A 23,630-nucleotide genomic window follows, 5' to 3' on the forward strand; every position below is an offset into this window, starting at 1 on the left:
AGGGCCGGGCCCATCGCGATTCGTGAGGGGGGGACCCCGCGATCGCCCGACCCCGCACCCACGGCGTCCGTCCGGAGCCGTGCGGTCGCTCCCGCACACCATGAACCTGCACTCGCCCGAATCCGCGGCCACCGAGCCCGGAGCGCACGCCGCACCCGGCTCCGCGCCCACCGAGCCCGGAGCGCACGCCGCACCCGGCTCCGCGCCCACCGAGCCCGGAGCGCACGCCGCACCCGGCTCCGCCGGCGTGCCCTCGGTCAACTCCTTCCAGGTCGACCTGCGCGGCCTCGTCGACCTGCTCTCCCACCACCTCTACTCCAGCCCCCGTGTCTACGTCCGCGAACTGCTGCAGAACGCCGTGGACGCCGTCACCGCCCGCCTCGCCCACGACCCCGGCGCGCCGCAGCGGATCCGGCTCACCGCCACCGGTGACGCCGTCGTGATGCAGGACTCCGGCATCGGCCTCACCTCCGACGAGGTGCACACCCTGCTCGCCACCATCGGCCGCAGCTCCAAGCGCGACGGCCTGGAGAACGCGCGGCAGGAGTTCCTCGGCCAGTTCGGCATCGGCCTCCTCGCCTGCTTCGTCGTCGCCCGGCAGATCCGCGTCGTCTCCCGCTCCGCCCGCAGGCCCGACGAGCCGCCCGTCGAATGGCTCGCCACCGACGACGGCTCCTACACCGTGCGCACCCTCCCGCACGACGCGCACCCCGAGCCCGGCACCACCGTGCGGCTGGAGCCCCGGCCGGGTGCCGAGGAGTGGGCCCGGCCCGACCGTGTGCTCGAACTGGCCAGGGACTTCGGCTCGCTGCTGCCCCACGACGTGACGTTCACCGGCCCCGACGCCACCGACCGACCCGTCACCGAACGGCCGGCCGCCTGGGACCGCCCCCACCCCACGCCGACCGCACGCCGCGTCGCGCTCGCCGGGCACTGCTCCCGCGTCTTCGGATTCAGTCCGCTCGACTCCATCGACCTCGACCTGCCGGTCGCCGGCGTCCGGGGCGTCGCCTATGTGCTGCCCGCCGCCACCAGCCCCGCGCACCGCGCCGTGCACCGCGTCTACCTCAAGGGCATGCTGCTCACCGACCGCGCGGACAACCTGCTGCCCGACTGGGCGTTCTTCGTCCGCGTCGTTCTCGACACCGACACCCTGCGCCCCACCGCCTCCCGCGAGAACCTGTACGACGACGAGACACTCGCCGCCGTGCGCGAGGCACTCGGCGTGCGCATCCGCCAGTGGCTCGCCGAGCTCGCCGCGGGCGACCCCGACCGGCTCGCGTCGTTCCTGGCCGTGCACCACCTGGGCGTCAAATCCATGGCACGCCACGACGCGGACCTGTTCGCCCTGATGCTGCCCTGGCTGCCCTTCGAGACCACCGACGGCCAGGTCACGCTCGACGAGTTCGTCCGCGCCCACCCGCACGTCCACTTCACCCGCACCGTCGAGGAGTTCCGCCAGGTCTCGCCCATCGCCGCCGCCCACGGACTCGGCGTCGTCAACGGCGGGTACACCTACGACGCCGACCTGATCGCGCTCCTGCCGCGGATCAGACAGGACGTCACCGTCAGCGAGCTCGACGCGGGCGCCGTCACCGCCCAGCTCGACCCCGTCGAGCCCCGGCAGGAGCTCGCCCTCGCCGGCTTCCTCGCCACCGCGCGGACCCGGCTGGACTCCCTCGGCTGCGACGTCGCCCTGCGCGCCTTCCAGCCCGTGACCGTGCCCGCGCTCTTCCTCGACGACCGCCAGGCCCGCCACGAGCGCGACCGCGCGGCCGCCGAAGAAGGCGCGGACAGCCTGTGGACCGACATCCTCGGCGCGCTGCGCGGCTCCGCCCCCCGCGCGCGTCTCGTCCTCAACCACAACAACCCCCTGGTCCGCCGGATCGCCGTCATCACCGACGCCGACCTCACCGGCACCGCCGTCGAGTCGCTCTACGGACAGGCCCTCCTCATGGCCCAGCGCCCGCTGCGTCCCGCCGACACCTCACTGCTCAACCGCGCCTTCCTCGGACTCCTCGAGTGGGCCACGCACCCCGTCGCCGGCCCGCGGGCCGACACGTCCGAGGAGGGCGACAAGTGACCACCCAGCCCGGCATCGACGAGATCCGCCGCGCCCTGTGCGAGAACGAGTCCGCGCCCAACGGACTCCTGCGCAACGCGCGCGCCGAGGAGCTGGTGGCGGCGGCCGAGTCCACCGGTGACCGCGACGTGCTCCGCACGGCCCTGTTCGGCCTGATCAAGGCGTACGAGTACAGCACCGAACGCGGCAAGATGATGGTCCCCTTCGCCCGCCTCCTCCAGGAGTGGGACAGCGACCCCGCCGCCTTCGGCTCGCACGACACGTACACCTTCCACTGGATGTTCAAGTGGGTCAGCTCCGGCATGCTGACGCTGCCCGAGATGCCCCTCGCGACCATGGAGCAGTGGCTCGCCGAGATGGAGCGCCGCCACCGCATCGCGGGATACAGCGAACGAGCCGTCCGCCAGGCCGAGTTCGAGCTGGCTGTCGACACGGGCGACACGGACCGCGCCGCCCGCGCGTTCGCCGCCTGGACCGCGGCCGACCGCGACCGGATGGCCAACTGCCACGCCTGCGAGCTCAACGACCAGGGCCAGTACTGGCTCGACGAGGGCCGGGACGACAAGGCCCTGCACACCTGGGAGCCCGTGCTCGCCGGACACTCCACCTGCATGGAGGAGCCGCACCGCGTCCTGGCCAAGTCGCTGCTGCCCCTGGTGCGCACCGGCCGCCTCGACGAGGCCCGCGCCCACCACCTGCGCGGATACCGCATGGCCCGGGGCAACGAGAGCCTCCTGCCGACGATCGGCCAGCACATCGAGTTCTGCGCCCTCACCGGCAACGAGGGCCGCGGCCTCGAACTGCTCGCCGAGCACGCGGCCCATCTCGCCTCCGACGGCAACCCGTGGGCGCGGCTGCAGCTGTTCACCGGTGTGCTCGTCCTGCTGCGCCGGCTGCGCCACCTCGGCCTCGCGGACGAACCGGCCGTCGCGTACGCGGGAGTCCAGCGCACCGTCGGAGAGCTGCACGACCTCCTGGACGCGGAAGCCGCGGCCGTCGCGGCCCGCTTCGATGCACGCAACGGCAGCGACGTCGTCTCCGGCCGCCTCACCAGGCGGCTGGAGCGCGAGCCGCTCACCGACCGCCTGCCGCTGGGCGTACGGGCCGCGCATCCGGCACCGGCAGCGCCCGCGTCGCCCGCTCCCGCCGGAACACAGCGGTCCGCCGCCGGGCCCGAGCGGACCGTGGCCGAACTGGCCGCCGAGGCACGGAAGCTGAGGGCCCACGGCCACCCCCGGGCGGCGGCCCTCTGGGACCGCGTCGAGACGCTGCTCTCCGGCAGCGAGGAGACCCCCGATCCGCTGCTCGCCGCCGATCTGCGGGAGCAGCGGGCCCTCCGCGCGGCCCGTGCCGGCGACGGAAGCACGGCCCGCGGGTTGTTCGAGGAGGTCGTCGCGGCGTACCGCGCGGCCGGCGACCCCGGCCGCGCGGCCCTCAACGACCTGCGTGTCCTCTACGCGGCGGTGCAGGGCGAGGCACAGCCGACCGAGGTGTGGCAGCTGCTGGCGGACGCCGAGGAAGCGGCGCACGCCCTGGACCCGGCCGACCCCACGCGCCGGCGGCGCATCGCGTCGGCCGCGCTGACCAGGGTGAAGCTGGAGGCCGCCCTCACCCGGGACGAGACCGGCCCCGACCACCACGACCACCACCACGACAACGACCACCGCGCGCACGAGCGGTTCGACGCCGCTCTGGCCGCCTTCGTGGCGGAGTTCGGGGACGGCGACGACGTGGGCGACGTGGTGGCCGAGGCCGAGCAGGCCCGGGCCGAACAGGCGTGGCGCGGCGGCGAAGGGGAGAAGGCCGATGCCCTCTTCGCCTCGGCGGCACAGCGGTGCGTCGACGCGGAGCGTCCCTGGGAGGCGGCGGAGCCGCTGGCCCGCCGCGCCTCGCTCCTGCACGTCCTCGGCCGCCCGCAGGAGGCGGAGGAGGCGGCCCGCGCCGCCCTGGCGCACAGCGCCGAGCTCGTCGAGCCCGACGAGCTGGGCAGGATACGGCTCACCCTCGCCGAAGTCCTCCAGCACGTCCACGGCAAGGCGGACGAGACGGCCGCCCACGCGCTCGAGGCGTCGCACTGGTTCGACGCGGCGGGCGACACCGTCGCGGGGGCGTACGCCCGGCACGTCCTCGCCCAGGCCTACGCCGCCACCGGCCGTGACGCCGAGGCGGCCGAGGTGCTGGAGTCCGCCCTGCCGGACCTGCTGCGGCTCGGCGACGACCAGGCCGTGCAGTCCCGCCAACTGCTCGCGCGCAGTCTGCGCGCGCTCGGCGACCAGCGGGCCGCCGCCGAGCAGTATCTGCTCGCCGCCGACGTGGCGAAGGGCTGGGACGACGACCGTCCGCACGCCCAACTGGCCACGCTGGCAGCCGAGTGCCTGGCGGCGGCGGGACTGCTCGACGAGGCGGCGGCCGCCTACCACCGCGCCGTCGCCCTGTGGCGGGCGGTGGGCGAACAGGGCGCCTGCGCACGGGTGTTGCGGTCGCTGGCCTGGCTGGAGGCCCGGCAGGGCAGGACGGACGCCGCGAAGGAGCTGATGGCCCGCGCTCTGGAGGCCGTCGAAGGCGACGACCCGGGCGACGGTCTCCACGTCGAGCGTGCGCGCACGTGTGCCCAGACGGCCGCACTGCTCCTCGACGCGCTCGACGACGTCGAGTACGAGTACGAGGACGAGGAAGAGGACGCGGACGACGGCGGCGAGGAGCAGGAGCACCCACGGGCGGTCGCGGACGGCCCGTCCGACGACGACCGGGTCCGCGACGAGGCCGTAGGGCTGCTGGACAGGGCGGCCGCCATCTACGCGTCTCTCGGCCCCGCCCTCCTGGACGAGCGCGTCGGCTGCCTGGTCCGCGCGGCCTGGACCGAGCGGGAACGCCACCGCACCGACGAGGCCGCGTCCCGGATACGCGCCCTGATCGCCGAGGTGTCGTCCCTGGACACGGACGAGGCCAGGGACGCGCTGCCGGACCTGGAGCGCACCCTCGAGCAGATCACCTCGGAGGACTGACGCACGAAGGGGCACCGGCCGGTCCGGCCGGTGCCCCTTCGGCCCGCGGGTGAGCCGTCCCGCGTCAACCGACTCTGAACGGCCTCGACGCCCCGGTGAACGCCGTGACCTTGCCGAACAGGCTCTTCCAGTCGCCGTGGTGCACGATCCGGTAGGTCCCGGCCGCTGTGCCGGCGGCCGGCTTCCAGGTGATCACGGCCTTCGACGTGCCGGTCACCCCGTTCATCCGCACCCAGCGGTACGTGGTGTCCCAGTCGCCGTCGTCCCGCATGCGCACCCACTGCCCGTCCACCAGCCGCTGCACCTCCAGGAACGTCCCGCCCCGGCGCAGATTGTTCTTCGGATGCCCCGTCACGAACTCCGCCGTCACCGTCGACCCCGGCGCGTACGACTCCGCGGGCTGGCTCAGCACGTCCCCGAACGCCGTGCCCGACGGCGGGTTGTCCATCACCACACCGGTCTGCAGCGTCACCTGACGGTCCGACAGGTCGGGCGGTGTCGGCCCCTGGTCCGTACCGGTCCCGGCCCGCAGCGACGCCGCGAGTCTGCCGAACTCCTGCTGGTAGGCGGGCAGCGTGTACCGTCCGTACAGCGTCGAACCGCCCTCGTACTGCTGGAGGTCGTACTCCTCCGGCGTCGTCACGTACTGGCTGTAGGCGTTCGCGTAGCCCTGCATCAGGACGTTCTCCACCGGTACGCCGAGCTCCTCGGCGACCGACCGGCGGATGCGCAGGCCGGAGACGATCGTGTACTCCGCCGGGCCGGCCACCAGGTAGAACTGTCCGATCTTGACGATCTGGACCGGCAGCACCTTCGGAGTCGCCGGCACCACCGAGGAGATCAGCCCGGTGGGCACCAGGTTCGCCTTCGGATACTGGCAGCCCACCAGCCACTCGGGCGGGTCGATGCGGAACGGCTCCAGCAGCTTGGCGACGGGACTGTTCATTCCCTCGGTGAACCCGGGGATCGCGGGCCCGTCCTCCACGCTTCCGGCCAGCGTCGAGGCACCGACCATCGCCGGGCAGGTGCGGTGCTCCTTGCCGTCCGGGGTGTACCTGCCGGAGACGGTCACCTCCTCCATGTTCACGTACCGCATCCGCGCGTCCACGCTGCCGGTCAGCGGAGTGCGCGCCGCGTCGTATATCTGCCGTGCCCGGGTGAACTGGCGGTCGCCGATGATCCGGGTGTTCTCGAACTCGTCCTCCGTGGGCCCCGAGCCGGGCTTCAGATTCAGATTCGGCGACATGTCACCGGCGTTGGTGTTGGGGAACGCGGCGACGAACCCCTTCGCGTCCTCCAGGTAGCGCACGCCCTTCTCGTCGTGCTCCCACTCATAGGAGGCGTAGCCCTTGTTGTCCGGGCTGAGCAGGGTGTTCTTGTTCGTCAGCGACGTGTTGTGGGTGGCGAACCAGCTGATCGCGCCGATGTCGGTGCCGCCCTGCCGGAACCGCAGGACCGTCATCGCCGGGTCGATCGCGCCGGGGAACGCCGCCCTGTCGGCCGCGGGGTTCTTGTCGAAGGCGACCTTGGAGCGGTTGACGCTCGCGTTCGTCAGCTCGCCCCGGCCGAGCGTGATCGTCCCCGGCTTCAGATCCTCGTGGGCCTCGGCCACCGACTCGACGATGCCGTCCACGATCGCCTGGTAGGTGTCCTTCTGGAAGCCGAGCGACGCCAGGTTGTAGGCGACATGGTGGGAGTGCCCGCCGGAGCCGGCGTGGGTGTGGGTGGCAGACAGGAGCACATTGCGCTCGGTGTACAGGGAGCCGTACCGCTCCTTCAGCCGGGCGAGCACCCCTTGGTGCACCGACTGGAAGATCATGCCGAGATCGGCGTTGACGTAGACGATCCGGCTGCCGCTCGCCCGGTCGGCGACGACGAACGCCCGCGAGCGCTGCCGCTGATGGATCCCGCTCGCCTTCTGCTCGAAGCTGGAGTAGCCCATCATGCCGACCTCGGCGGCCTCGCCGGTCACATCGGCGATACCGCGGCCGACGAGATACGACCCGCCGTCCTCGGCCGCGCTGTCCGCCGCCGGGGCCGCACCGGCGGGCACGGCCCCCGGCACGGCCGCCAGGGTCAGGGCGCCGAGCGATCCGGCGAGCAGCAGGGAGATTGCCCTCGAGCGCGTTGTGGGGAACCGCATGCCTTCTCCCTCGCAGATGTGCAACAGGTGCCGCCGGTCACGGGTGTGACTGACGGTAAGGGGCGCGGCGGGCCGGGGGACAGGACCCGACCGGCGCGTCCGGCACCGCAGGCCCGGCTCCTGACCGACCCCCGGTACGGATCGGCGACGATCACCCCGCACCTCCTGCGCTACCTCACCCTCGTCGCCGCCGAACGCGGCCACGACCTCGGCCCGGCCCTGCGCCGCGCCGGGCTCAGCGAGGCCGCCCTCAGCGCCGTCGGCCAGCGCATCTCCTACCGACAGGGAAGCTCGGTCATACGGGAAGCCCTGCGCGACCTCGACGACCCGGCCCTCGGGCTCGCCGTCGGCCGGCGCCAGCGCGCCACCGCCTGGGGCCTCGTCGGCTTCGGACTGCTCGCCAGCCCCACCCTCCACGACGCCCTCGACCTCGGCGTCCGCTACCACGGCGTCACCGGGTCCATGCTCGACTACCGCACCCAGGCCGTTCCCGGCGGCGCCGCGATCCTGGCCACCGCCCGCTACACCGACTCCGAACTGCGGGCGTTCCTGCTGGAGGAGGCGTTCGGCAGCATCGTCGCCCTCGTCCGGGACTCCCTGCACGAGAGCTTCGCTCCGCACACCGTCGCCGTAAGCCACCCCCGCCCGCCGTACGGCGACGCGTACGAGGACTACTTCCGCTGCCCCGTCGCCTTCGGCGCCCCCGACGACCGGATCGTCTTCGGCAGCGACTGGCTGCGCACGCCGCTGCCGGGCGCCGACGCCTACACCCTCGCGCAGGTCCTGGCCCTCCTCGACGCGGCCCGCGCGCAGGGCCGGGACCGGCAGGACCTGGTGCAGGGCCTCGAGGTCTCCGTGGCCCGCGGCCTGCCCCACGTGCCGCCGCTCGCACAGCAGGCGCTCGCCCGGGGCATGAGCGAGCGGACCCTGCGCCGCCGCCTCGCCGAGCACGGCACGTCGTACGAGGCGCTGGTCGACTCCGTACGCCTCGTCCGCGCCGAGGAGCTGATCACGGCGAGCGACCTCCCGCTGCACAACATCGCGGGCCTGCTCGGCTTCAGCGACGCCCGGACACTGCGCCGTGCGGTGGCCCGCTGGTTCGGCACGAGTCCCTCCGCGCTGCGCGGCGCCCGCAGCCGGCACCGCCCCTCGTGACGGCCGCGGCCGGGTGCACGCGCAGGTACGCGACCGCCCAGTACGGTGCGTCGCTGCTCACGCGGGTCCCCTCACGGAGCCTTGACCACGAACAGAGGTCCCATGCCGGCAGGACACGCGAGGACACCGCACTCCACCCTCATGCGTCGCATACCGTAGGAAACGCCTCAGATCACTACACGGAGTACATCGCCGGAGACAGCAGCGAGCGTGGGGAGCGGGCGAACATGAGCACAGGCCGAGGCGGCGCCGACCACGACGGCCCGGACCCGCAGCACCGGCGCCCGCCCGGCGTCGGCGACACGACGGTGGACGCGCTCGGGGCCCTGTCGAAGTCGCTGGAGACCACGGAACGGGCACGGGGCCACCTCTACACGTTCCACCAGCTGACCGGCCGGGCCGACCTGGGCCTCGACGACGCCGTACGGCTGCTCCGCGAGGCCGGGCACCACCGCGAGGCCGACCTGGTCGAGCACGAGATCCTTGGCCGCAACGTGATCCCCGGCCACTGGACTTTTCAGATCGTCGAGGCCTACAACGCCACCTACTACCGCCCCTTCGCCGAGGTCGAGCTCGAGGTGCGCAACCGGCTCGCGGCAGGCCGTGACCATCTCTACGAGGCGGAGATGAAGGAACGCCGCAGGACCCCTCATCACCCTGATCACACCGCCCTGCCTGACTGACCGCGGCGGCATCCCGGCCGGTCCGGCACGTGTGCGTGGCGGCATCCGTCCTGGGTACCCGAGGTGTGCCCATGCAGCGGACGGGCCGTGACCCGGAAGGCGGTGAGGACCCGTGAGCCAGATTCATCGGACCAGGGCCGACGAGCCGATAGGTGCTCTGGTCTCCGACGCGTCCCAGCAGATCTCGCAGCTGGTGCGCGCAGAGATGCGCCTCGCACAGGCGGAGATGACCCAGAAGGGCAAACGCCTCGGGCTGGGCGGCGGGCTGTTCGGCGGCGCCGGACTCGTCGCCGTCCTGGGCCTCCAGGCGCTGGTCGCGGCAGCGATCATCGCTCTGGCACTGGTTCTGCCCTGGTGGGCGTCCGCCCTGATCGTCGCCGGTGGCCTCTTCCTCGTCGCAGCGGTCCTCGCGGTCGCGGGCAGGAAGAACGTCAAGCAGGCGACCCCACCGGCGCCGCGGCAGACGATCGCCAGCGTCCGGGCCGACATGGACGAGATCAAGGGAAGGGCACACCGATGACCGGCGCACGCGCCTCCCACGACGGGGGCAGGCCGGGGCTCCAGGAACTGCGCGCCCAGGTCGAACAGTCCCGTGAGGAACTCGGCCGGACCGTGGAGGAACTGGCCGCCAGGACGGACGTGAAGGCGCGGGCCCGCAGGTCCGCGACCGAGGCGAAGGAACACATGGCGGCCAGGACGGGGCATGCCAAGGAGCAGATGGCCGCGACGGTCGGATCGCCGCGCGGCAAGGCGGCGTCGCTCGCCCTGGGGGCGGCGGCGCTCCTGGTCCTGGTGATGCTGGCACGGCGCAGGTGGCACGGGTGATGTCGCGCCTGATCCACCGCCGCCGTGGGTCGCACGGAAGGCACGCGCCGCCCGCGGAGGCACCGCGCGGCGGTGCGTACCCGGTCGACGACCCGCGCCCGGCCCAGGACACCGCCTCCGACCGGGCGACGGGCTCGGACCGGGACATCGCTTCCGATCGCGCGACGGGCTCGGACCGGGACATCGCTTCCGACCGGGCGACGGGCTCCGACCGGTCCGCCGCGCCGCCCTCGGAGCAGTCGCGGCCCGGCCGCGGGCCGCGCCCTGGCACCGACCGGGCGCGGGAGACCGCGCCGAGCGCCCCGGACAAGCCCACCCAGCTGCCGAAGCGTTCCTGGGGACAGGTGCTGCGCCGCACGCTGAAGGAGTTCAAGGACGACGAGCTCGCGGACCGCGCGGCGGCGCTGACCTACTACGGGGTGCTCGCCCTCTTCCCCGCCCTTCTCGTCCTGGTCTCCCTGCTCGGTATCGCCGGGGCGAGCGCCGCCCAGAGGGTCCTGGACAATCTGCAGCAGCTGGCCCCCGGAGCGGCCCGGGACGTGATCAGCAACGCGGTGACCCAGCTCCAGGGCAGCGGCGGCACCGGATCGGTCCTCGCCGTCGTCGGCCTGCTGGGAGCCGTCTGGTCGGCCTCCGGTTACGTGGCCGCCTTCATCCGCTCCTCCAACGCGGTCTACGACATGCCCGAAGGCCGCCCGGCCTGGAAGATCCTGCCCGTGCGCCTAGGGACGACAATCGCGCTGATGATCCTCGCGTGCGCCAGCGCGCTGATCGTGATCCTCAGCGGAGGCATCGCACGCCAGGTGGGGACGGCGTTCGGTATCGGTGACACCCCCATGACGGTCTGGTCGTTCGCGAAGTGGCCGGTCCTCGTCGTGCTGGTCAGCCTGATGATCGCCCTGCTGTACTGGGCCGCGCCGAACGCGAGGGGCCGCGGCTTCTCCTGGGTCACCCCCGGGAGCTTTCTCGCCGTGGTGATCTGGCTGCTCGCCTCGGCGGGCTTCGCCCTCTACGTCGCGAACTTCGGCTCGTACAACAAGACCTACGGCACCCTCGCCGGCGTGATCGTCTTCCTGGTGTGGCTGTGGATCACCAACCTCGCGATTCTGCTGGGCCTGGAGTTCGACGCGGAGATGAGCAGGCAACGGGCCATCGTCGGCGGGCATCCACCGGCCGACGAGCCCTACGTCGAGCCGCGCGACACCCGCAAGTGGAGCGAGGAGGACCGGCGGCGCGGGACCTGACCGCCCGACCCGTACGCCCGCCCCACGCCGGCCGGCAATCAGCAATGAGGAGTGTCATGAGCACCGACCAGGAACACCCTGCGCCTGTCGCCATCGTGACGGGCGCCGACTCCGGCATCGGCCGTGCCACCGCCGTCCGTCTCGCCGCGGCGGGCATGGACATCGGCATCACCTTCCACACCGACCGGGAAGGCGGCAGGGAGACCGCGGACGAGGTGCGCGCGCACGGCCGCAAGGCGGCCGTGGCCCCCATGGACCTGACGCGACTGCCGGGCGCCGCAGGGGTCGTGGACGACCTGGCCGACGAACTCGGCCGCGTGGACGTGCTCGTCAACAACGCGGGAACCGGCACGGCCACCCCCTTTCTGGAGCTCGATCTGGAGACCGTGCGCCAGGTCGTGGACGTCGACCTCGTCGGACCGTTCCTGTGCAGTCAGCGGGCCGCACGCCGGATGATCGCGCAGGGCGGCGGCGGCCGGATCGTGAACGTCACCTCCGTCCACGAGCACCAACCGCGCGTCGGAGCGGCCCCGTACTGCGCGGCCAAGGGTGGCCTCGGTCTGCTCACGCAGGTCATGGCGCTCGAACTGGCCGAGCACGGCATCACGGTGAATGCCGTGGCCCCCGGCGAGATCGCCACGCCCATGACCGGCCAGGAGGACGCGGACGTCCACCGCGCCGAGCGCCCGGGCATCCCCCTCCGCCGCCCGGGCGACGCCCGCGAAGTGGCGGCGGTCATCGCGTTCCTCGCCGGCGCGGACGCGTCGTACGTCACCGGGGCGTCGTGGGCGGTCGACGGCGGGATGCTGCGGATGGGCCCCATGGCCGGCTCCCACCTGCGCGAGGACGACTGGCGACGACCCTAGAACGCCTCGCCGGGACCGGGACCGGGAGCGGGACGGGCGGGACCGGGACTGGGACGAGGTCGTGCCCGGGACCGAGGCCGGACCTCGTACCGAGGCCCCGCCCGGGACCCGAGGCCGTGACCGGCGCGCCGGAGGGTCAGGTGTCCCGCACCTCGTCCTCGGCGTTGCGCACCGGCGTGTGCTCGACCCGGGAACCCGGCGCCGCCCGGTCGTCGGCGGCGGGGCTGTGCGCGGGGTACGGGGGCGGCGGCTCCTCGTCGTCCGCCCCCTCGCCCTCGGCCGGCAGGCGCAGGGCGAGCAGGGCGACGTCGTCGCCGCTCGGCTCGATACGGTCGAGCAACGCGTCGCAGAAGTCCTCGACATCGCGGCGTGCCAGCGCGGAGGCGTGCCGCCGCAGCAGCGCGAGCCCGGAGTCGATGGGCCGCGAGCGGCTCTCGACCAGCCCGTCGGTGTAGAGCAACAGGGTGGAGCGTGCCGGGAGTTCCACGCGTGCGTCGGGCCAGGTGAGGCCGAGGTGCAGCGCGGAACTCATCCCCAGCAGCGGCCCGTGACCCTCCTCCAGGAAACGCGCCTGACCGTCGGCGGTCACCAGCAGCGGCGGCGGATGACCCGCGTTGACCCAGTGCATCTGCCACGGCCCGCCCGGCGGCCCCTCGATGCGGGCGAAGACCGCCGTGGCCATCGGGGCGTCACTCGTGTGGGTCATGGCCTCGTCCAGACGGCGCATGATGAGGCTGGGCGGCTCCTGCCGGTCCCAGGCCAGCGCGCGCAGCATGTTGCGGACCTCGGCCATGTGCGCGGCCGCCTTGAGGTCGTGTCCGGCGACGTCGCCGATGACCATCGTGGTGACGCCGTCCTCGAGGAGGAACGAGTCGTACCAGTCGCCGCCGATCTCCGCGGCGCTCTGCGCCGGCCAGTAGCGGGCCGCCATCCGCAGGCGGTTGATCTGCGGCAGCGGAGTGAGCAGCTGACGCTGCATGGTCTCGGCGACATGGCGCTGCTGGTCGAAGAGCAGGGCGTTGTCCATGACCAGCCCCGCCCGGCGGCCGATGTCGGCCAGTACCAGCAGATCTGCTTCCGTGTACGCCGGGGAGCCGGCGGTGCGGGCGACGGTGAGCGCCCCGTAGACCGTGCGGCGCGAGTACAGCGGCACGACGGCGGCCGAGTGCCCGCCGAGGCGGTGGAACAGTTCACGGTGCTCCCGTGCGAAGGGCGAGTCCGGTTCGGCGCTCAGGTCGGAGGCGTCGAGGAGAACCTGCTCCGCATGGCGCAGGACCCGGGTCAGCGCCCCGGCCGACGTCTCGGGCAGTGGCGGCAGCGGGCCTTCCAGGGAACGCGCGGTCTCCTGGTTGTCCCAGCTGTGGACGGCGAGGCGCCGCACCTCCTGGGACTCGTCGCCGGTGATCAGGTCGGCCGCGGCCCAGTCGCCGAGTTCGGGCACCAGCAGCCGTACCAGCCGGTGCAGCATCTCGTCGATGTCCAGGGTGGAGATGAGCACGGTGGAGATGCCCGCCACGGTGCTCAGCCGGCCGGTCAGCTCCTCCAGGGCGGCCAGATGCGCCGCCGTCCGTTCGGCGGCCTCCCGGTGGAGGGTGAAGTCGTGGAAGACGATCACCGCGCCGTCCACCCGGTCCTCGCGCATCATGGCCGTCGCCGCCCAGATGATGGGTGTCACCGTGCCGTCCGCGCGCAGGTAGTACTCGTTGCTCCCCTCGGCCGGGCGGCCGTCGGCGAGTACCTGGAGGATCCGGCAACTGTCCCGGGGGATCGGTCTGCCGTCGGCGTCGCGGTGGAGCAGGTCGTGCAGGTCGCGCCCGACCGTTTCGCTCTCCCTGCGTCCGACGATCCGCTGCGCCCATGGATTGGCCGCCGTGATGCGGCCGTCGGCGTCCGTGACGTAGATCCCCGCGCCCAGGGCGTCGAACACCGCCTTGAGGAACGAGGGCGCCGGAAGCCGGTCCGGGCTGCTCATTGCCCTGCCGGTGCCGTCGGCGGGTGTGATTGCACGCTTCACCGCTTTCCGGGCCGCCCGTGGCCCCGGGCGGCTTGCAGGCTGACGTCTCCATGCTTCACCGGGGCCTCTGGTTGTGCATGTCCAATGCCTGCGTACGGACCCCGGTCCCTCAGAGCGCCCGGACGGGCGTGCGGCGGCGCGGCTCGCCGGGATCCGTGCCCGTTCCGGCAGCGTCGTCGTGCGCGAGCGTCTCCAGCCCGCTGTGCCGCAGGTGCTCCCGCAGCGCGTGCGCCGCCCGCCCGACGTCCCCTTCCGGGGCCCGCCCGTGGTCCAGGGCGTCGGCGGCGGCTGACAGGGCGCGCGCCAGCCGGTGGACGGCGGCGACGGGCGGGCGGGATCCGTGGGCGAGGTGGACCGCGTACGCGGTCGTCGCGTCCGCGATGCGTTCCGTGGTCGTGAGCAGCGGCTCCCAGTCGCAGCCGGGGACGTTCCGGGGGAGGAGTTCGGCGGACGCCGTCCCCGCGGCGGAGCGGGCCTCGGCCAGCGCCGCGTAGGCGGCGCGCCGGAGCGCGAGACGCTGTTCGGCCGGCTGCCCGGCGGCGGTGGTCAGGACATGGTGCAGGTACCGCTCGGTGCGGCGCACGGCCGTCGCGGCACGGTGGCGTACGCGTCGGCGGGGATCCCCCACGCGCGGCAGATGGCCGACCAGGAGCACGAGGCCGCAGGCGATCGACGTGTCGAGCAGCCGCAGGCCCGCGACCTCCGTGTCGCCGCCGACGTGCACGAACGACAGGACCATCACGGTCACGACCGTCGTCTGGAAGGCGAAGTGCCGCGTGGCCACGGGCAGGAGAGCGCCGGCGAGCGCCGCGGTGACGACGGGCCACCACACTCCCGCGAACAGCGCCGAGGCGGCGCCGAAGGCCGCCACCCCGGCGACCGTCCCGGCGAAACGGTTAACCGTACGGGAGAACAGAGGACCGAGATCCGGCTTGACCAGGAACGCGGCGGTCGCGGGCAGCCAGTACCAGTGATCGGCACGCAGGGCCAGAGCCACGGCGGCGCTCGCGGTGACACACAGGGCGACACGCAGCCCGTAGTCCCGCCCGGCGGGGCCGAACACACGGTGCCGGTACCCGCGCTCCGCCCGTATCGGCGTGCGGGCGGTGCGCCCTCGCATGGGCCCGCTGCCGGTGACGGCGACGGCCGTGTCCAGGAGCGCCCGGTGGAAGGCGGAGCGGGCCGGAGTGACGGAGGCGGGCGCGGACAGGACTCCCGGCCGCCCGCCCGTGCGCAGGACCAGCGCGAGGCACCGAGGGCCCTCGCAGATCCGGACGGGCAGCGGCCGGCGCTCCCACAGCAGGGCCACGGCGGCCTCGCACAGCGCGGTGGCCGCCGCGAATTGTTCGAGCAGCTCCACCTCGTCGCGGCGGCGGCCCAGGCGCAGCCGCCGCCGCAGGAGCAGGGCCTCGTCGGCGCGGTCGAGCGCGGCGGTGAGCCGCCGCCGGGCCGCCTCCGCCCCGGGCCGTCCCACCTCGGCGAGCGCGTCGGCGAGCGCGTCGAGGACACCTGCCACCGCCTCCCGCTCGCCGCTCAGCGGCCCAGCGGCCGAACGCCCGCGCGACGACAGCAGGAGACGCAGGAACAGCAGCCAGCCCGCACCGCCGAGGAAGCACAGGGCCTTGGCCCACGGAGTTCCCGGCAGCGGCATCCCCAGACCGACGATCGCCGTCACGAGCATCTGCATCCCCGCCGCCGAGCTGACCGGCCCGGCCGCGCTGACCGCCCCCGAGACCAGCGAGACCGCGCACACCACGGCCACGGCCCACCAGCCGGAACCGCGCTGCGCGAGCCCCGCGCCGAGCAGCATGCCGAACGCCCCGGCGAGCGCGGGCAGACCGATGTGGACCACGCCCCTGCGCCGGGTACCGGGCCGGTCGTTGACCCCCGCGAGCATCGCGCCGAGGGCGGCGGGGACGGCCAGGTGCGCGCGTCCCGCGGCAAGCCCCGCGGCGAGCAGCGGCCCGCAGGCGATCGCGCCGCGCACGACGGCGGCCCAGGGTATGGGCAGCCGCTGGCGCTGGAAGAGATGAGCGAACCAGGGAGGAGTGTCGAGCAGCATGGGCCTCGTTCAACGGTGCGGGAGGGGGCCCGTGGGGCGGCGTCGGCCGACGGTGTTCCTGTGAGCGTAGGCCCGGCGCCGCACCGTGCGGCTACAGGGGTGTTGCCGCCGTGTGAACCCTCTGCCCGATTTGTACCCACAGGGCCGTGCCCGCGGAGCCTTCCCGCATGCGGCGTGACACGATGCCGGTCCGATGACGGACACGGCGCACTGTGTGCGATGCGGCGGAACGGTCGCTCCGGACGGCTGGTGCTGGGACTGCGGCGCGGAGCAGCCCGCTTTCCGCGCCCATGTGGAGATCACGGTCGCGGGCACCGCGGCCGGTGTCAGCGACCGGGGCAACCGCCGAGCCGTCAACGCGGACGCGATGGCGCTGGAGACGATGGGCGCCTGGACGGCGGCCACCGTGTGCGACGGCGTCTCCCTGTCGCCGCGCGCGGAACGCGCCGCCCAGGTGGCTGCCGAAGCGGGCGTGGCCGCACTGACCCGGCTGCTGCGGGCGGGCGCCCTGCCGGAAACCGCCCTCGCGGACGCCGCCCGCCGCGCCTTCCACGCCGTCAGCGCACTCGCCGAACCGCCGGACACGGCAGCCGAGCTGCCGGACACCGCGCCCGCGTGCACGTTCGTCGCCGGCGTCGCCGGTCCCGAGGGCATCTGGAGCGCCGGGGTCGGCGACAGCCGTGCCTACTGGCTGCCCGACGAGGGGCCGGGCATGGCGCTGACGCAGGACGACACGGGCGAGCACGAGGCACTCGCAGCCTGGCTGGGAGCCGGTGCCGACGAACCGTCACCGTACGTCCGCGGGTACCGGCCCCAGGGACCCGGCCGTCTGCTGCTGTGCACCGACGGCCTGTGGCGCTGCCTGCCCGGTGCGGAGGACCTGCGGGCGGCGCTCGCCCGGCGCCCGCCGGCGGCGGGCAGCGGCGACGAACTCCTCGACGAGGCACGCTCCTTGGTCGCGTACGCCCTGGACGCGGGCGGCCACGACAACATCACGGCGCTGCTCGTCCGTCACCGCTGAGCGCGCCGACCCCCGACGCCGTTCAGACCTCGCGCCAGCGCGCCATCGCGAAGCAGAACAGGCCGAACAGCACCAGGCCCGCGGCGGTGACCGCCAGCAGCCACGGTCCCGCCGGCGTGTCCGCGAGGGAGCGCAGGGCGTCGTCGACGCCTTTGGCCTCGCCGGATTCGTACTCCACGGCGGCCCGAACCACGAACACCCCGATCACCCCGAACACCACACCGCGCGCCACACCACCGACGACCCCCGCGGTATCGACGCAACGCAGCATCCGTCCCGACAGGGCACCCGGCCGGAGGGACGCGCGGTAGCTGCGCCGTACGGCCTGGACCGCCATGCACAGCCCGGCGATCGCGATGCCCAGACCGACGGCACCGGCGATCCACCGCCCGCCCGGCAGCCCTAGGGGGTGTCTCGCCGATCTTGCCGGGCTCCCGGCGTCTGGTGCCGCGCCTCGCCGCGTTGTCGTCGGTCGCCGACGCTCCGCGTCGCCTCCCTCCTCCGCCTTGCGATGCACGGCACCAGACGCCGCTCGCTGATCCGGCCTGATCGACAAGACACCCCCTAGCACCTGGGCGGTCACGTCCCGGGACTGCTCGTCGCCCGCCGCGCCACCGCTCGCCCGGTCGCCCGCGGCGAACGCGAGGACCGACCAGGCGACGACACCGTAGAAGAGGAACCGGCCCGCTGACAGCAGCCGCTTGCCCGCCTTGCCGCCGTCCGGCTCCGCCGCGCCGAACAGCGCCTCCGACAGCCGCCACAGCGCCATGCCCGCCAGCCCGATGCCGAGCACCCACAACAGCACCGAGCCCATCGGCCGCGCCGAGACCTCCGCGAGCGCGCCGCCCCGATCGGCCTGCCGCCCACCGGAACCGAAGGCGATCTGCAGGGCGAGAACCCCGACGAGCACGTAGATCGCCCCGCGGGCCACGAACCCCCAGCGTGCCGCCGCCTCGACGAAGGTGCTGTCCGCGGCTCTGCGGGCGCCCGAGCGGGCCCGGGACGTCATCGTGCGTGCGTTCATCGGGAGCAACCTCCGGTACGCAGGTGCCCGGCGGCCGTGCGGGAAAACGGGAACGCGCACGTGGCGGGCCTGACGGTGCTCCTTGGTCGATGTTGAGTGTCGGGGGGCGCGGGAGCATGCTGGGACCAGAGCCGCTTGTCGGGTCCGCGGGGTCAGCGGGACCGAGCGGCGCCAGACGAAGTGGTGGCCCCATGGGCATCCGCACAAGCAGCCGGCCGGGCGGCGCGGAGGACGGCGCGCCCCGGCCGCCGACGGTGACCGGAACCCCTCCGGAACCCGCCGCATCCGCCGCATCCGGCCTGTCGGCATCCGCACCTGCCCACGAACCGGCCGCCCCGCCCCCGGACCCCGCGCCGACGCTGCGACACGACGGCACCGCGCGCCCGCACGACGGAACCGCGCCCCCACGTGACCGCACCGCGCTCCGCGAGGACGCCGTGCCCGGTCACGACCTCGGTGCCCACGACGGCAGCGCGCCCGGGGCGGTCGGCCGGGTGCCGGCCGAGCTCGCGCGCTGGATCCTGGAGCAGCTTCCCGTCCCGGTCGCGTTCTTCGACCGCGGCATGCGCCTCGTCTCGGCCAACACCGCGGCCGCCGCCGGGCTCGCCGGCGGGGTCGACCAGCTGCGCGGGCTGCTGCCCGGCGAAGTGGCGCCGGGCGTGATCCTGGAAGGAGGGGAGGGGCTCGCAGCGGCCGCCGCCGAGGTCCTGCGCACCGGGGAGCCCCGGGCGTACGACATGTACCTGCGCCCCGGCATCGGCGGCGAGCGCGCGTGGTCCGCCGTGCTCTCCCCCGTGAAGGACCGTACGGGCACCGTGCAGGGCGTCTCCGTGGTGACCCTCGACACCAGCGAGCAGTACTGGGCGCGCCGGCGCATGGCCGTGCTCAACGAGGCGAGCATGCGGATCGGCAGCACCCTCGACCTGCGCCGCACCGCCGAGGAACTGGTCGAACTGGCCACCGAGAACTTCGCAGACTTCGTCACCGTGGACCTGCTGGCGGGGGTCATGGAGGGAGACGAGGCCAAGCCGGCCACCCACGGGGACACCATCGTCTTCCGCCGCATGGCCCAGGGGTCGGTCCTGGACGGCTGTCCCGAGTCGGTGGTGCCGCTGGGGGAGCGGCACACCTACGCCCGCGCCTCGGTGCTCGGCCGTGTCCTGGTCGAGGGCGAGGCGGCACGGTGCGTGATCGACGAGGAAGCCCTGCTGGACTGGTCGGCCGTCGACCCGGCACGCGCCCGCAGCATGCGCACTCACGGGATCCACTCGATGGTCGTGGCCCCGCTCAAGGCGCGCGGCACCACCCTGGGCATCGCCATCTTCTGCCGGCACCGGACGGCCGAAACCTTCGACGACAGCGACCTCCTGCTGGCCGGGGAACTGGTGGCCCGGGCCGCCGTGTGCGTGGACAACGCCCGCCGCTACACGCGTGAACGCGCCACCGCCCTCGCACTGCAGCGCAGCCTGCTGCCGCGCCGCACGGCACGGCAGCACGCCGTGGAGGTCGCGTCGCGCTATCTGCCGAGCGCGACGGGCGCGGGCATCGGCGGCGACTGGTTCGACGTCGTGCCGCTGTCGGGCGCCAGAGTCGCCCTGGTCGTGGGCGATGTCGTCGGCCACGGAGTCCAGGCATCGGCCACCATGGGCCGCCTGCGCACCGCCGTACGCACCCTGGCCGACGTGGACCTGGCGCCGGACGAACTGCTGACCCAGCTGGACGACCTCGTCCTGAAACTGGACCGCGAGGAGGCGCAGGACGGCGTGAGCAGTTCGTCGGTCGTGGGGGCGACCTGTCTGTACGCCGTGTACGACCCGGTCTCGGGGCGCTGTGCGCTCGCGACGGCGGGTCACCCCGTACCGGTCCTCGTCCGCCCCGACGGGTCCGCCGTGCTCCTGGACGTGCCCACCGGCCCGCCGCTGGGCGTGGGCGGACTGCCGTTCGAGGCAGCCGAGTTCGAGCTGCCCGAGGGCAGCCTGCTCGCGCTGTACACCGACGGCCTGATCGAGTCCCCCGGGCGCGACATCGACACCGCCCTCGACGTGCTGCGCGACACGCTCGCCCAGCCGGTGTCGTCGTTGGAGGACACCTGCGACACCGTCGTGCGGGCCCTGGTGACCGACCGGCGACCCTCCGACGACGTCGCCCTCCTCCTCGCCCGCACCTGTCGGCTGGACGCGGGCCACTACGCCTGCTGGGACCTGCCCGCCGACCCGGCCGTGGTCGCCGAGGCCCGCAGACGCGCGGCCGCGCAGCTGGAGGAATGGGGCCTGGGCGAGGCCGTCTTCACCACCGAGCTCGTCGTCAGCGAACTCGTCACCAACGCCATCCGCTACGGCGGCGGCCCTATCCAGCTGCGCCTCATCCGGGACACGGCGCTCGTGTGCGAGGTCTCCGACGGCAGCAGCACCGCGCCTCACCTGCGCCGCGCCCGGGCCTTCGACGAGGGAGGCCGCGGGCTGCTGCTGGTCGCGAGCCTCACCGAGTGCTGGGGCACCCGCTACAGCCCGACGGGCAAGACGATCTGGGCCGAGCAGACCCTGCCGGAAGCATGACGTCCCCGGTGCCGGACATCCGGCGCGACAACATGCCCCCCGTCCGCCCAGTGCGCAGAATGGGCCTGCGGGCTGCCGTCGGAAAGGTTGTGGCATGCGCATAGCCGAACCCTCAGAGTTCGTGCGCCACGTGCTGCGTGTCCTGCGCTGCCGTGAACCACAGGCCATGCTGGACGCCTTGACCGCCACGGGCGGGGGACTCTGGGGCCTCCCGGCCGGACACACCCGGCTGTACGTCGGACGGGGGGACACCCTCGACGTGTTCCCCAAGGGCCTCGCCGGCCGCGACGAGGGCGTCGACGAGGCCGCTCGGGAGGTCGTGCGCACCGGGCGGCACAGGGCCGTGCGCGGCACCGCCGGCCGCACGACGGTGCTCCCTCTGGCGACCGACGGTCAGGTGTTCGGCGCGCTCGCCGTCGGCCTGGGCGACGACGACTCCGGGCAGGACGGCGACCGGCCGGACCCGGACACCTGGGCCCTGCTCGCCGAGGGATGCGCCCTGGGGCTGCGCGCCCGCGCCGAGTCCGGGCTTCTCGCCACGGCCATGGACGCGGCGGAGGCCGGCGTCTTCGCCTGGGACTTCTCCGCGGACGACGTCTACTGGGACGACCGCGCCTGCGCGATCTACGGCGTCGACCCGTCCGTGTTCGACGGCAGGGGCGAGACGTTCTTCGCCCTGCTGCATCCCGACGACGTGCCGGTGCTGCAGGCCGCGATCGCGCAGGTCACCGAGTCCGCCGTCGCCGCGGCCGAGTCCGGTGACCCGGCCGGCCCCGACCGGTACCACCTGGACTACCGCGTCGTCCATCCCGACGGCAGTGTGCACCACCTGGCCGAGTGCGGGCGCGTCCTGCTGAACGACGCGGGCCGCCCGTCCCGAGCGCTCGGGGTCGTCTACGAGACCGGGGCCGGCGCGGCCCCATCCCGTCGCGCCCGCGTCTCGCCCGACAGCTCCCGCGACGCCTTCCTGTTCACGCTCACCCGTGCTCTGTCCAAGGCGGTCACGGTGCGCGACGTCACCCAGGTCATGACCGATCTGGCGCGCCCCGCCCTCGGCGCCGAGAACCTGGTCCTCGGGATCGTGGACGGCGGCCGTCTCGAGATCCTGGGCGAGACCCGTATCGCTCCCGACCTGGAACCCCTGCGCGCCCCTGCCCGCGAGACGATGGCTTTCGCGGCCACCCAGGAGGAGCCGCTGTTCATCGAGGACCTCAGCCGGCACTCGCTGCCGAACCTCCCCGGCCTCGCCGCCGCCCCGCTGCCGCCGAGGTCCTGGGTGGTGCTGTCCCTCGGGTCCGGCGACCATGTCACCGGGGCCTGCCTGATCGCCTTCGCCGGCCCCCGGCACTTCGACGCCGGCCAGCGCACCTTCTACACGGCGGTCGCCGTCATCCTCACCCAGAGCCTGGAGCGCGCGCTGCTGTTCGACGCCGAGCACCAGCGCGCCACCGACCTCCAGGAGGCCATGCTCCCGCGCCACCTGCCTGTGCTCTCCGCGCTCAGCGCGCAGTCCCGCTACCTGCCCGGCACGCGCGGCATGCACATCGGCGGGGACTGGTACGACGTCCTGCCCCTCAGCGACGGAACGGCGGCCCTGGTCATCGGCGACGTCCAGGGCCACGACGCCCATGCCTCCGCCGTCATGGGGCAGTTGCGGGTCGCGCTGCGCACCTGCGCCGAGGCGGGCCTGGCACCCGGAACGATCCTGGCCCGGGTCAACCGCGTGCTGTGCGACCTGGAGACCGACCGCTTCGCGACCTGCGCGTATCTCGTCCTGGATCCGGTCGACGGCTCGCTGAACGGTGCGCGGGCCGGGCACCCCCACCCGCTCCGTGTGCACCCCGCAGACGTCGGTGAGGTCCGTCTCGCGGGCGGCCCGCCGCTCGGCGTGGACCCGCAGGCGCACTACCCCACGACAGCGGCGACGCTCGGCGCGGGCGAGGCGCTTCTGCTCTTCACCGACGGGCTGGTCGAGCGGCGGGACGCCGACATCGACACGTGTGTGCGCCGCATGGCGGACGACGTCAGGGACTGGCTGCGGACAGCGCCGGGCGGCGGCGACGTCGATCTCGCGGCTCTCGCGGAGTTCCTCACAGGCCAGGACGACGAGGGCCGCATCGACGACGTCGCCCTGCTCGCGGTCCGCCGTACGCCCTGACGGCCCTTGCCCCTGGGTGCCGCCGGATGCGCAACAGGCCCTAACCGCCGTGGCCGTGGTGGCGGGCCGGGACCGGGACGGGCGCGGGGGACGGCGGAGCGGTGGGGCGAGGGGCGACGAAGTACTCGGCGTCCTTGGGGCGGTGGTCCGGGGAGAGCCGCGGGCGCTGGGCGGGCTCCAGGTGCGGGATGTGCTTCGAGCAGTGCACGTACGCCTCTTCCACGACGAGGTGGACCCACAGTTCGGGGCGGCGTCCGGGAGCCGTCTCGACAGGCAGGTGCGGATACGTCCGCCGCTGCTCCTCGTCGGTGCGCAGCAGGGCCGTTCCGTTGACGTGCAGCCCGATGTGGTGGTGGGTGAAGTCGATGAACAGCAGGCCCATATGCGGATTTTCCGTGATGTTCCCGGCACTGGCGAGCACTCCGTTGCCGCGGTACTCGGGATACGTCAGGGTTCTCTGGTCCAGATCGACGACGAAGCCCGGCGGGCCGGCCCGGAAGCTGGCGTCGCACTCTCCGCGGGCGTCGGCCGTCGAGATGAAGACCATGTTCTGATGGCGTATGAAGTCGCGCATCTGGGGCGTGAGCTGGGGTTGGACCTGGCGGCCGTAGAATCCGGCGGCCCGCTCCGCGCTGCCGAGGTGGTTCTGCAGCAGACGCTCGCCGGCGGATCCGAAGGTGCCGCTGTGAGGTGTCACGGGGGGTCGTCCTCTTTCTGTGGGCCTGGTGGAACGGTGGTGCACATAGTCTCGTTCCGCGTCGGGTGGATGACCGACGCGATGGGGTCACTATC

General features: G+C 73.7%; 16 protein-coding genes. 11 read left to right on the plus strand and 5 right to left on the minus strand.

The features are described from left to right. Nucleotides 1-100 precede the first annotated feature (100 nt). Together ACF08N_RS15670 and ACF08N_RS15675 are read left to right on the plus strand one after the other, a co-directional pair. On the plus strand, nt 101-2,083 hold the full coding sequence (locus tag ACF08N_RS15670) for an HSP90 family protein (RefSeq protein WP_392325150.1): 1,983 nt from the start codon (nt 101-103) through the stop codon (nt 2,081-2,083). Beyond that, a complete protein-coding gene (locus ACF08N_RS15675) occupies nt 2,080-5,088 on the plus strand; it encodes a tetratricopeptide repeat protein (RefSeq protein WP_392325151.1) in 3,009 nt (1,002 codons plus the stop codon). The genes ACF08N_RS15670 and ACF08N_RS15675 overlap by 4 nt, the downstream gene beginning before the upstream one ends. A gap of 64 nt (nt 5,089-5,152) precedes the next feature. On the opposite strand, the gene ACF08N_RS15680 is transcribed toward ACF08N_RS15675, so the two are convergent. Beyond that, entirely contained in the window at nt 5,153-7,231 is a 2,079-nt protein-coding gene (locus ACF08N_RS15680) for a neutral/alkaline ceramidase (protein WP_392325152.1), read from the minus strand. Nucleotides 7,232-7,276: 45 nt separating this feature from the next. Here ACF08N_RS15680 and ACF08N_RS15685 point away from each other — a divergent pair, with 45 nt between their 5' ends. The 6 genes from ACF08N_RS15685 to ACF08N_RS15710 all read left to right on the plus strand — a co-directional run bounded on the left by ACF08N_RS15685 (nt 7,277) and on the right by ACF08N_RS15710 (nt 12,004). Next, the gene (locus ACF08N_RS15685) at nt 7,277-8,386 is read left to right on the plus strand and encodes an AraC family transcriptional regulator (RefSeq protein WP_392325153.1); all 1,110 of its coding nucleotides are present in this window, start codon (nt 7,277-7,279) and stop codon (nt 8,384-8,386) included. A 227-nt stretch (nt 8,387-8,613) separates the two neighbouring features. Beyond that, entirely contained in the window at nt 8,614-9,069 is a 456-nt protein-coding gene (locus tag ACF08N_RS15690) for a hypothetical protein (protein ID WP_392325154.1), read from the plus strand. A gap of 112 nt (nt 9,070-9,181) precedes the next feature. Next, on the plus strand, nt 9,182-9,589 hold the full coding sequence (locus ACF08N_RS15695) for a phage holin family protein (protein ID WP_392325155.1): 408 nt from the start codon (nt 9,182-9,184) through the stop codon (nt 9,587-9,589). Continuing rightward, nucleotides 9,586-9,894, plus strand: coding sequence for a DUF3618 domain-containing protein (locus tag ACF08N_RS15700; protein WP_392325156.1), 309 nt, complete (start codon nt 9,586-9,588; stop codon nt 9,892-9,894). Before ACF08N_RS15695 ends, ACF08N_RS15700 begins: the two co-directional genes overlap by 4 nt. Next, nucleotides 9,894-11,138 (plus strand): YhjD/YihY/BrkB family envelope integrity protein, encoded by a 1,245-nt coding sequence (locus ACF08N_RS15705; RefSeq protein WP_392325157.1) that lies wholly within the window; start codon nt 9,894-9,896, stop codon nt 11,136-11,138. The genes ACF08N_RS15700 and ACF08N_RS15705 overlap by 1 nt, the downstream gene beginning before the upstream one ends. A gap of 56 nt (nt 11,139-11,194) precedes the next feature. Next, nucleotides 11,195-12,004, plus strand: a complete 810-nt coding sequence (locus tag ACF08N_RS15710) for an SDR family oxidoreductase (RefSeq protein WP_392325158.1) — start codon at nt 11,195-11,197, stop codon at nt 12,002-12,004. A 136-nt stretch (nt 12,005-12,140) separates the two neighbouring features. On the opposite strand, the gene ACF08N_RS15715 is transcribed toward ACF08N_RS15710, so the two are convergent. Then, nucleotides 12,141-13,976, minus strand: a complete 1,836-nt coding sequence (locus tag ACF08N_RS15715; RefSeq protein WP_392325159.1) for a SpoIIE family protein phosphatase — start codon at nt 13,974-13,976, stop codon at nt 12,141-12,143. 151 nt (nt 13,977-14,127) lie between these two features. Next, entirely contained in the window at nt 14,128-16,080 is a 1,953-nt protein-coding gene (locus ACF08N_RS15720) for an FUSC family protein (protein WP_392325160.1), read from the minus strand. Nucleotides 16,081-16,273: 193 nt separating this feature from the next. Between ACF08N_RS15720 and ACF08N_RS15725 the strand changes: the two genes are divergently transcribed. Beyond that, nucleotides 16,274-17,101: a PP2C family protein-serine/threonine phosphatase gene (locus ACF08N_RS15725; protein WP_392325161.1), complete on the plus strand. Its 828-nt coding sequence runs from the start codon at nt 16,274-16,276 to the stop codon at nt 17,099-17,101. A 22-nt stretch (nt 17,102-17,123) separates the two neighbouring features. On the opposite strand, the gene ACF08N_RS15730 is transcribed toward ACF08N_RS15725, so the two are convergent. Then, a complete protein-coding gene (locus ACF08N_RS15730; RefSeq protein ID WP_392325162.1) occupies nt 17,124-18,125 on the minus strand; it encodes a DUF1206 domain-containing protein in 1,002 nt (333 codons plus the stop codon). Nucleotides 18,126-18,316: 191 nt separating this feature from the next. Here ACF08N_RS15730 and ACF08N_RS15735 point away from each other — a divergent pair, with 191 nt between their 5' ends. Together ACF08N_RS15735 and ACF08N_RS15740 are read left to right on the plus strand one after the other, a co-directional pair. Beyond that, nucleotides 18,317-20,680 carry a SpoIIE family protein phosphatase gene (locus ACF08N_RS15735; RefSeq protein WP_392325163.1) on the plus strand — a complete coding sequence of 788 codons (2,364 nt, stop codon included), beginning with the start codon at nt 18,317-18,319 and terminating at the stop codon, nt 20,678-20,680. A 94-nt stretch (nt 20,681-20,774) separates the two neighbouring features. Then, entirely contained in the window at nt 20,775-22,838 is a 2,064-nt protein-coding gene (locus ACF08N_RS15740; RefSeq protein ID WP_392325164.1) for a SpoIIE family protein phosphatase, read from the plus strand. Nucleotides 22,839-22,878: 40 nt separating this feature from the next. Here the strand turns inward: ACF08N_RS15740 and ACF08N_RS15745 are convergent, their stop codons facing one another. Next, the gene (locus ACF08N_RS15745; RefSeq protein ID WP_392325165.1) at nt 22,879-23,535 is read right to left on the minus strand and encodes a pyridoxamine 5'-phosphate oxidase family protein; all 657 of its coding nucleotides are present in this window, start codon (nt 23,533-23,535) and stop codon (nt 22,879-22,881) included. Nucleotides 23,536-23,630 lie beyond the last annotated feature (95 nt).

Origin of the sequence: Streptomyces sp. NPDC015127 (genome assembly GCF_043080095.1) — a bacterium.
Classification (GTDB): domain Bacteria; phylum Actinomycetota; class Actinomycetes; order Streptomycetales; family Streptomycetaceae; genus Streptomyces.

Bases quoted from the DNA above. Each gene is read 5' to 3' on its own strand.
- ACF08N_RS15670 (WP_392325150.1), top strand. From the start codon at position 101: ATGAACCTGCACTCGCCCGAATCCGCGGCCACCGAGCCCGGAGCGCAC.
- ACF08N_RS15680 (WP_392325152.1), bottom strand. From the start codon at position 7,231: ATGCGGTTCCCCACAACGCGCTCGAGGGCAATCTCCCTGCTGCTCGCC.
- ACF08N_RS15690 (WP_392325154.1), top strand. From the start codon at position 8,614: ATGAGCACAGGCCGAGGCGGCGCCGACCACGACGGCCCGGACCCGCAG.
- ACF08N_RS15700 (WP_392325156.1), top strand. From the start codon at position 9,586: ATGACCGGCGCACGCGCCTCCCACGACGGGGGCAGGCCGGGGCTCCAG.
- ACF08N_RS15705 (WP_392325157.1), top strand. From the start codon at position 9,894: ATGTCGCGCCTGATCCACCGCCGCCGTGGGTCGCACGGAAGGCACGCG.
- ACF08N_RS15710 (WP_392325158.1), top strand. From the start codon at position 11,195: ATGAGCACCGACCAGGAACACCCTGCGCCTGTCGCCATCGTGACGGGC.
- ACF08N_RS15715 (WP_392325159.1), bottom strand. From the start codon at position 13,976: ATGAGCAGCCCGGACCGGCTTCCGGCGCCCTCGTTCCTCAAGGCGGTG.
- ACF08N_RS15720 (WP_392325160.1), bottom strand. From the start codon at position 16,080: ATGCTGCTCGACACTCCTCCCTGGTTCGCTCATCTCTTCCAGCGCCAG.
- ACF08N_RS15725 (WP_392325161.1), top strand. From the start codon at position 16,274: ATGACGGACACGGCGCACTGTGTGCGATGCGGCGGAACGGTCGCTCCG.
- ACF08N_RS15730 (WP_392325162.1), bottom strand. From the start codon at position 18,125: ATGAACGCACGCACGATGACGTCCCGGGCCCGCTCGGGCGCCCGCAGA.
- ACF08N_RS15735 (WP_392325163.1), top strand. From the start codon at position 18,317: ATGGGCATCCGCACAAGCAGCCGGCCGGGCGGCGCGGAGGACGGCGCG.
- ACF08N_RS15740 (WP_392325164.1), top strand. From the start codon at position 20,775: ATGCGCATAGCCGAACCCTCAGAGTTCGTGCGCCACGTGCTGCGTGTC.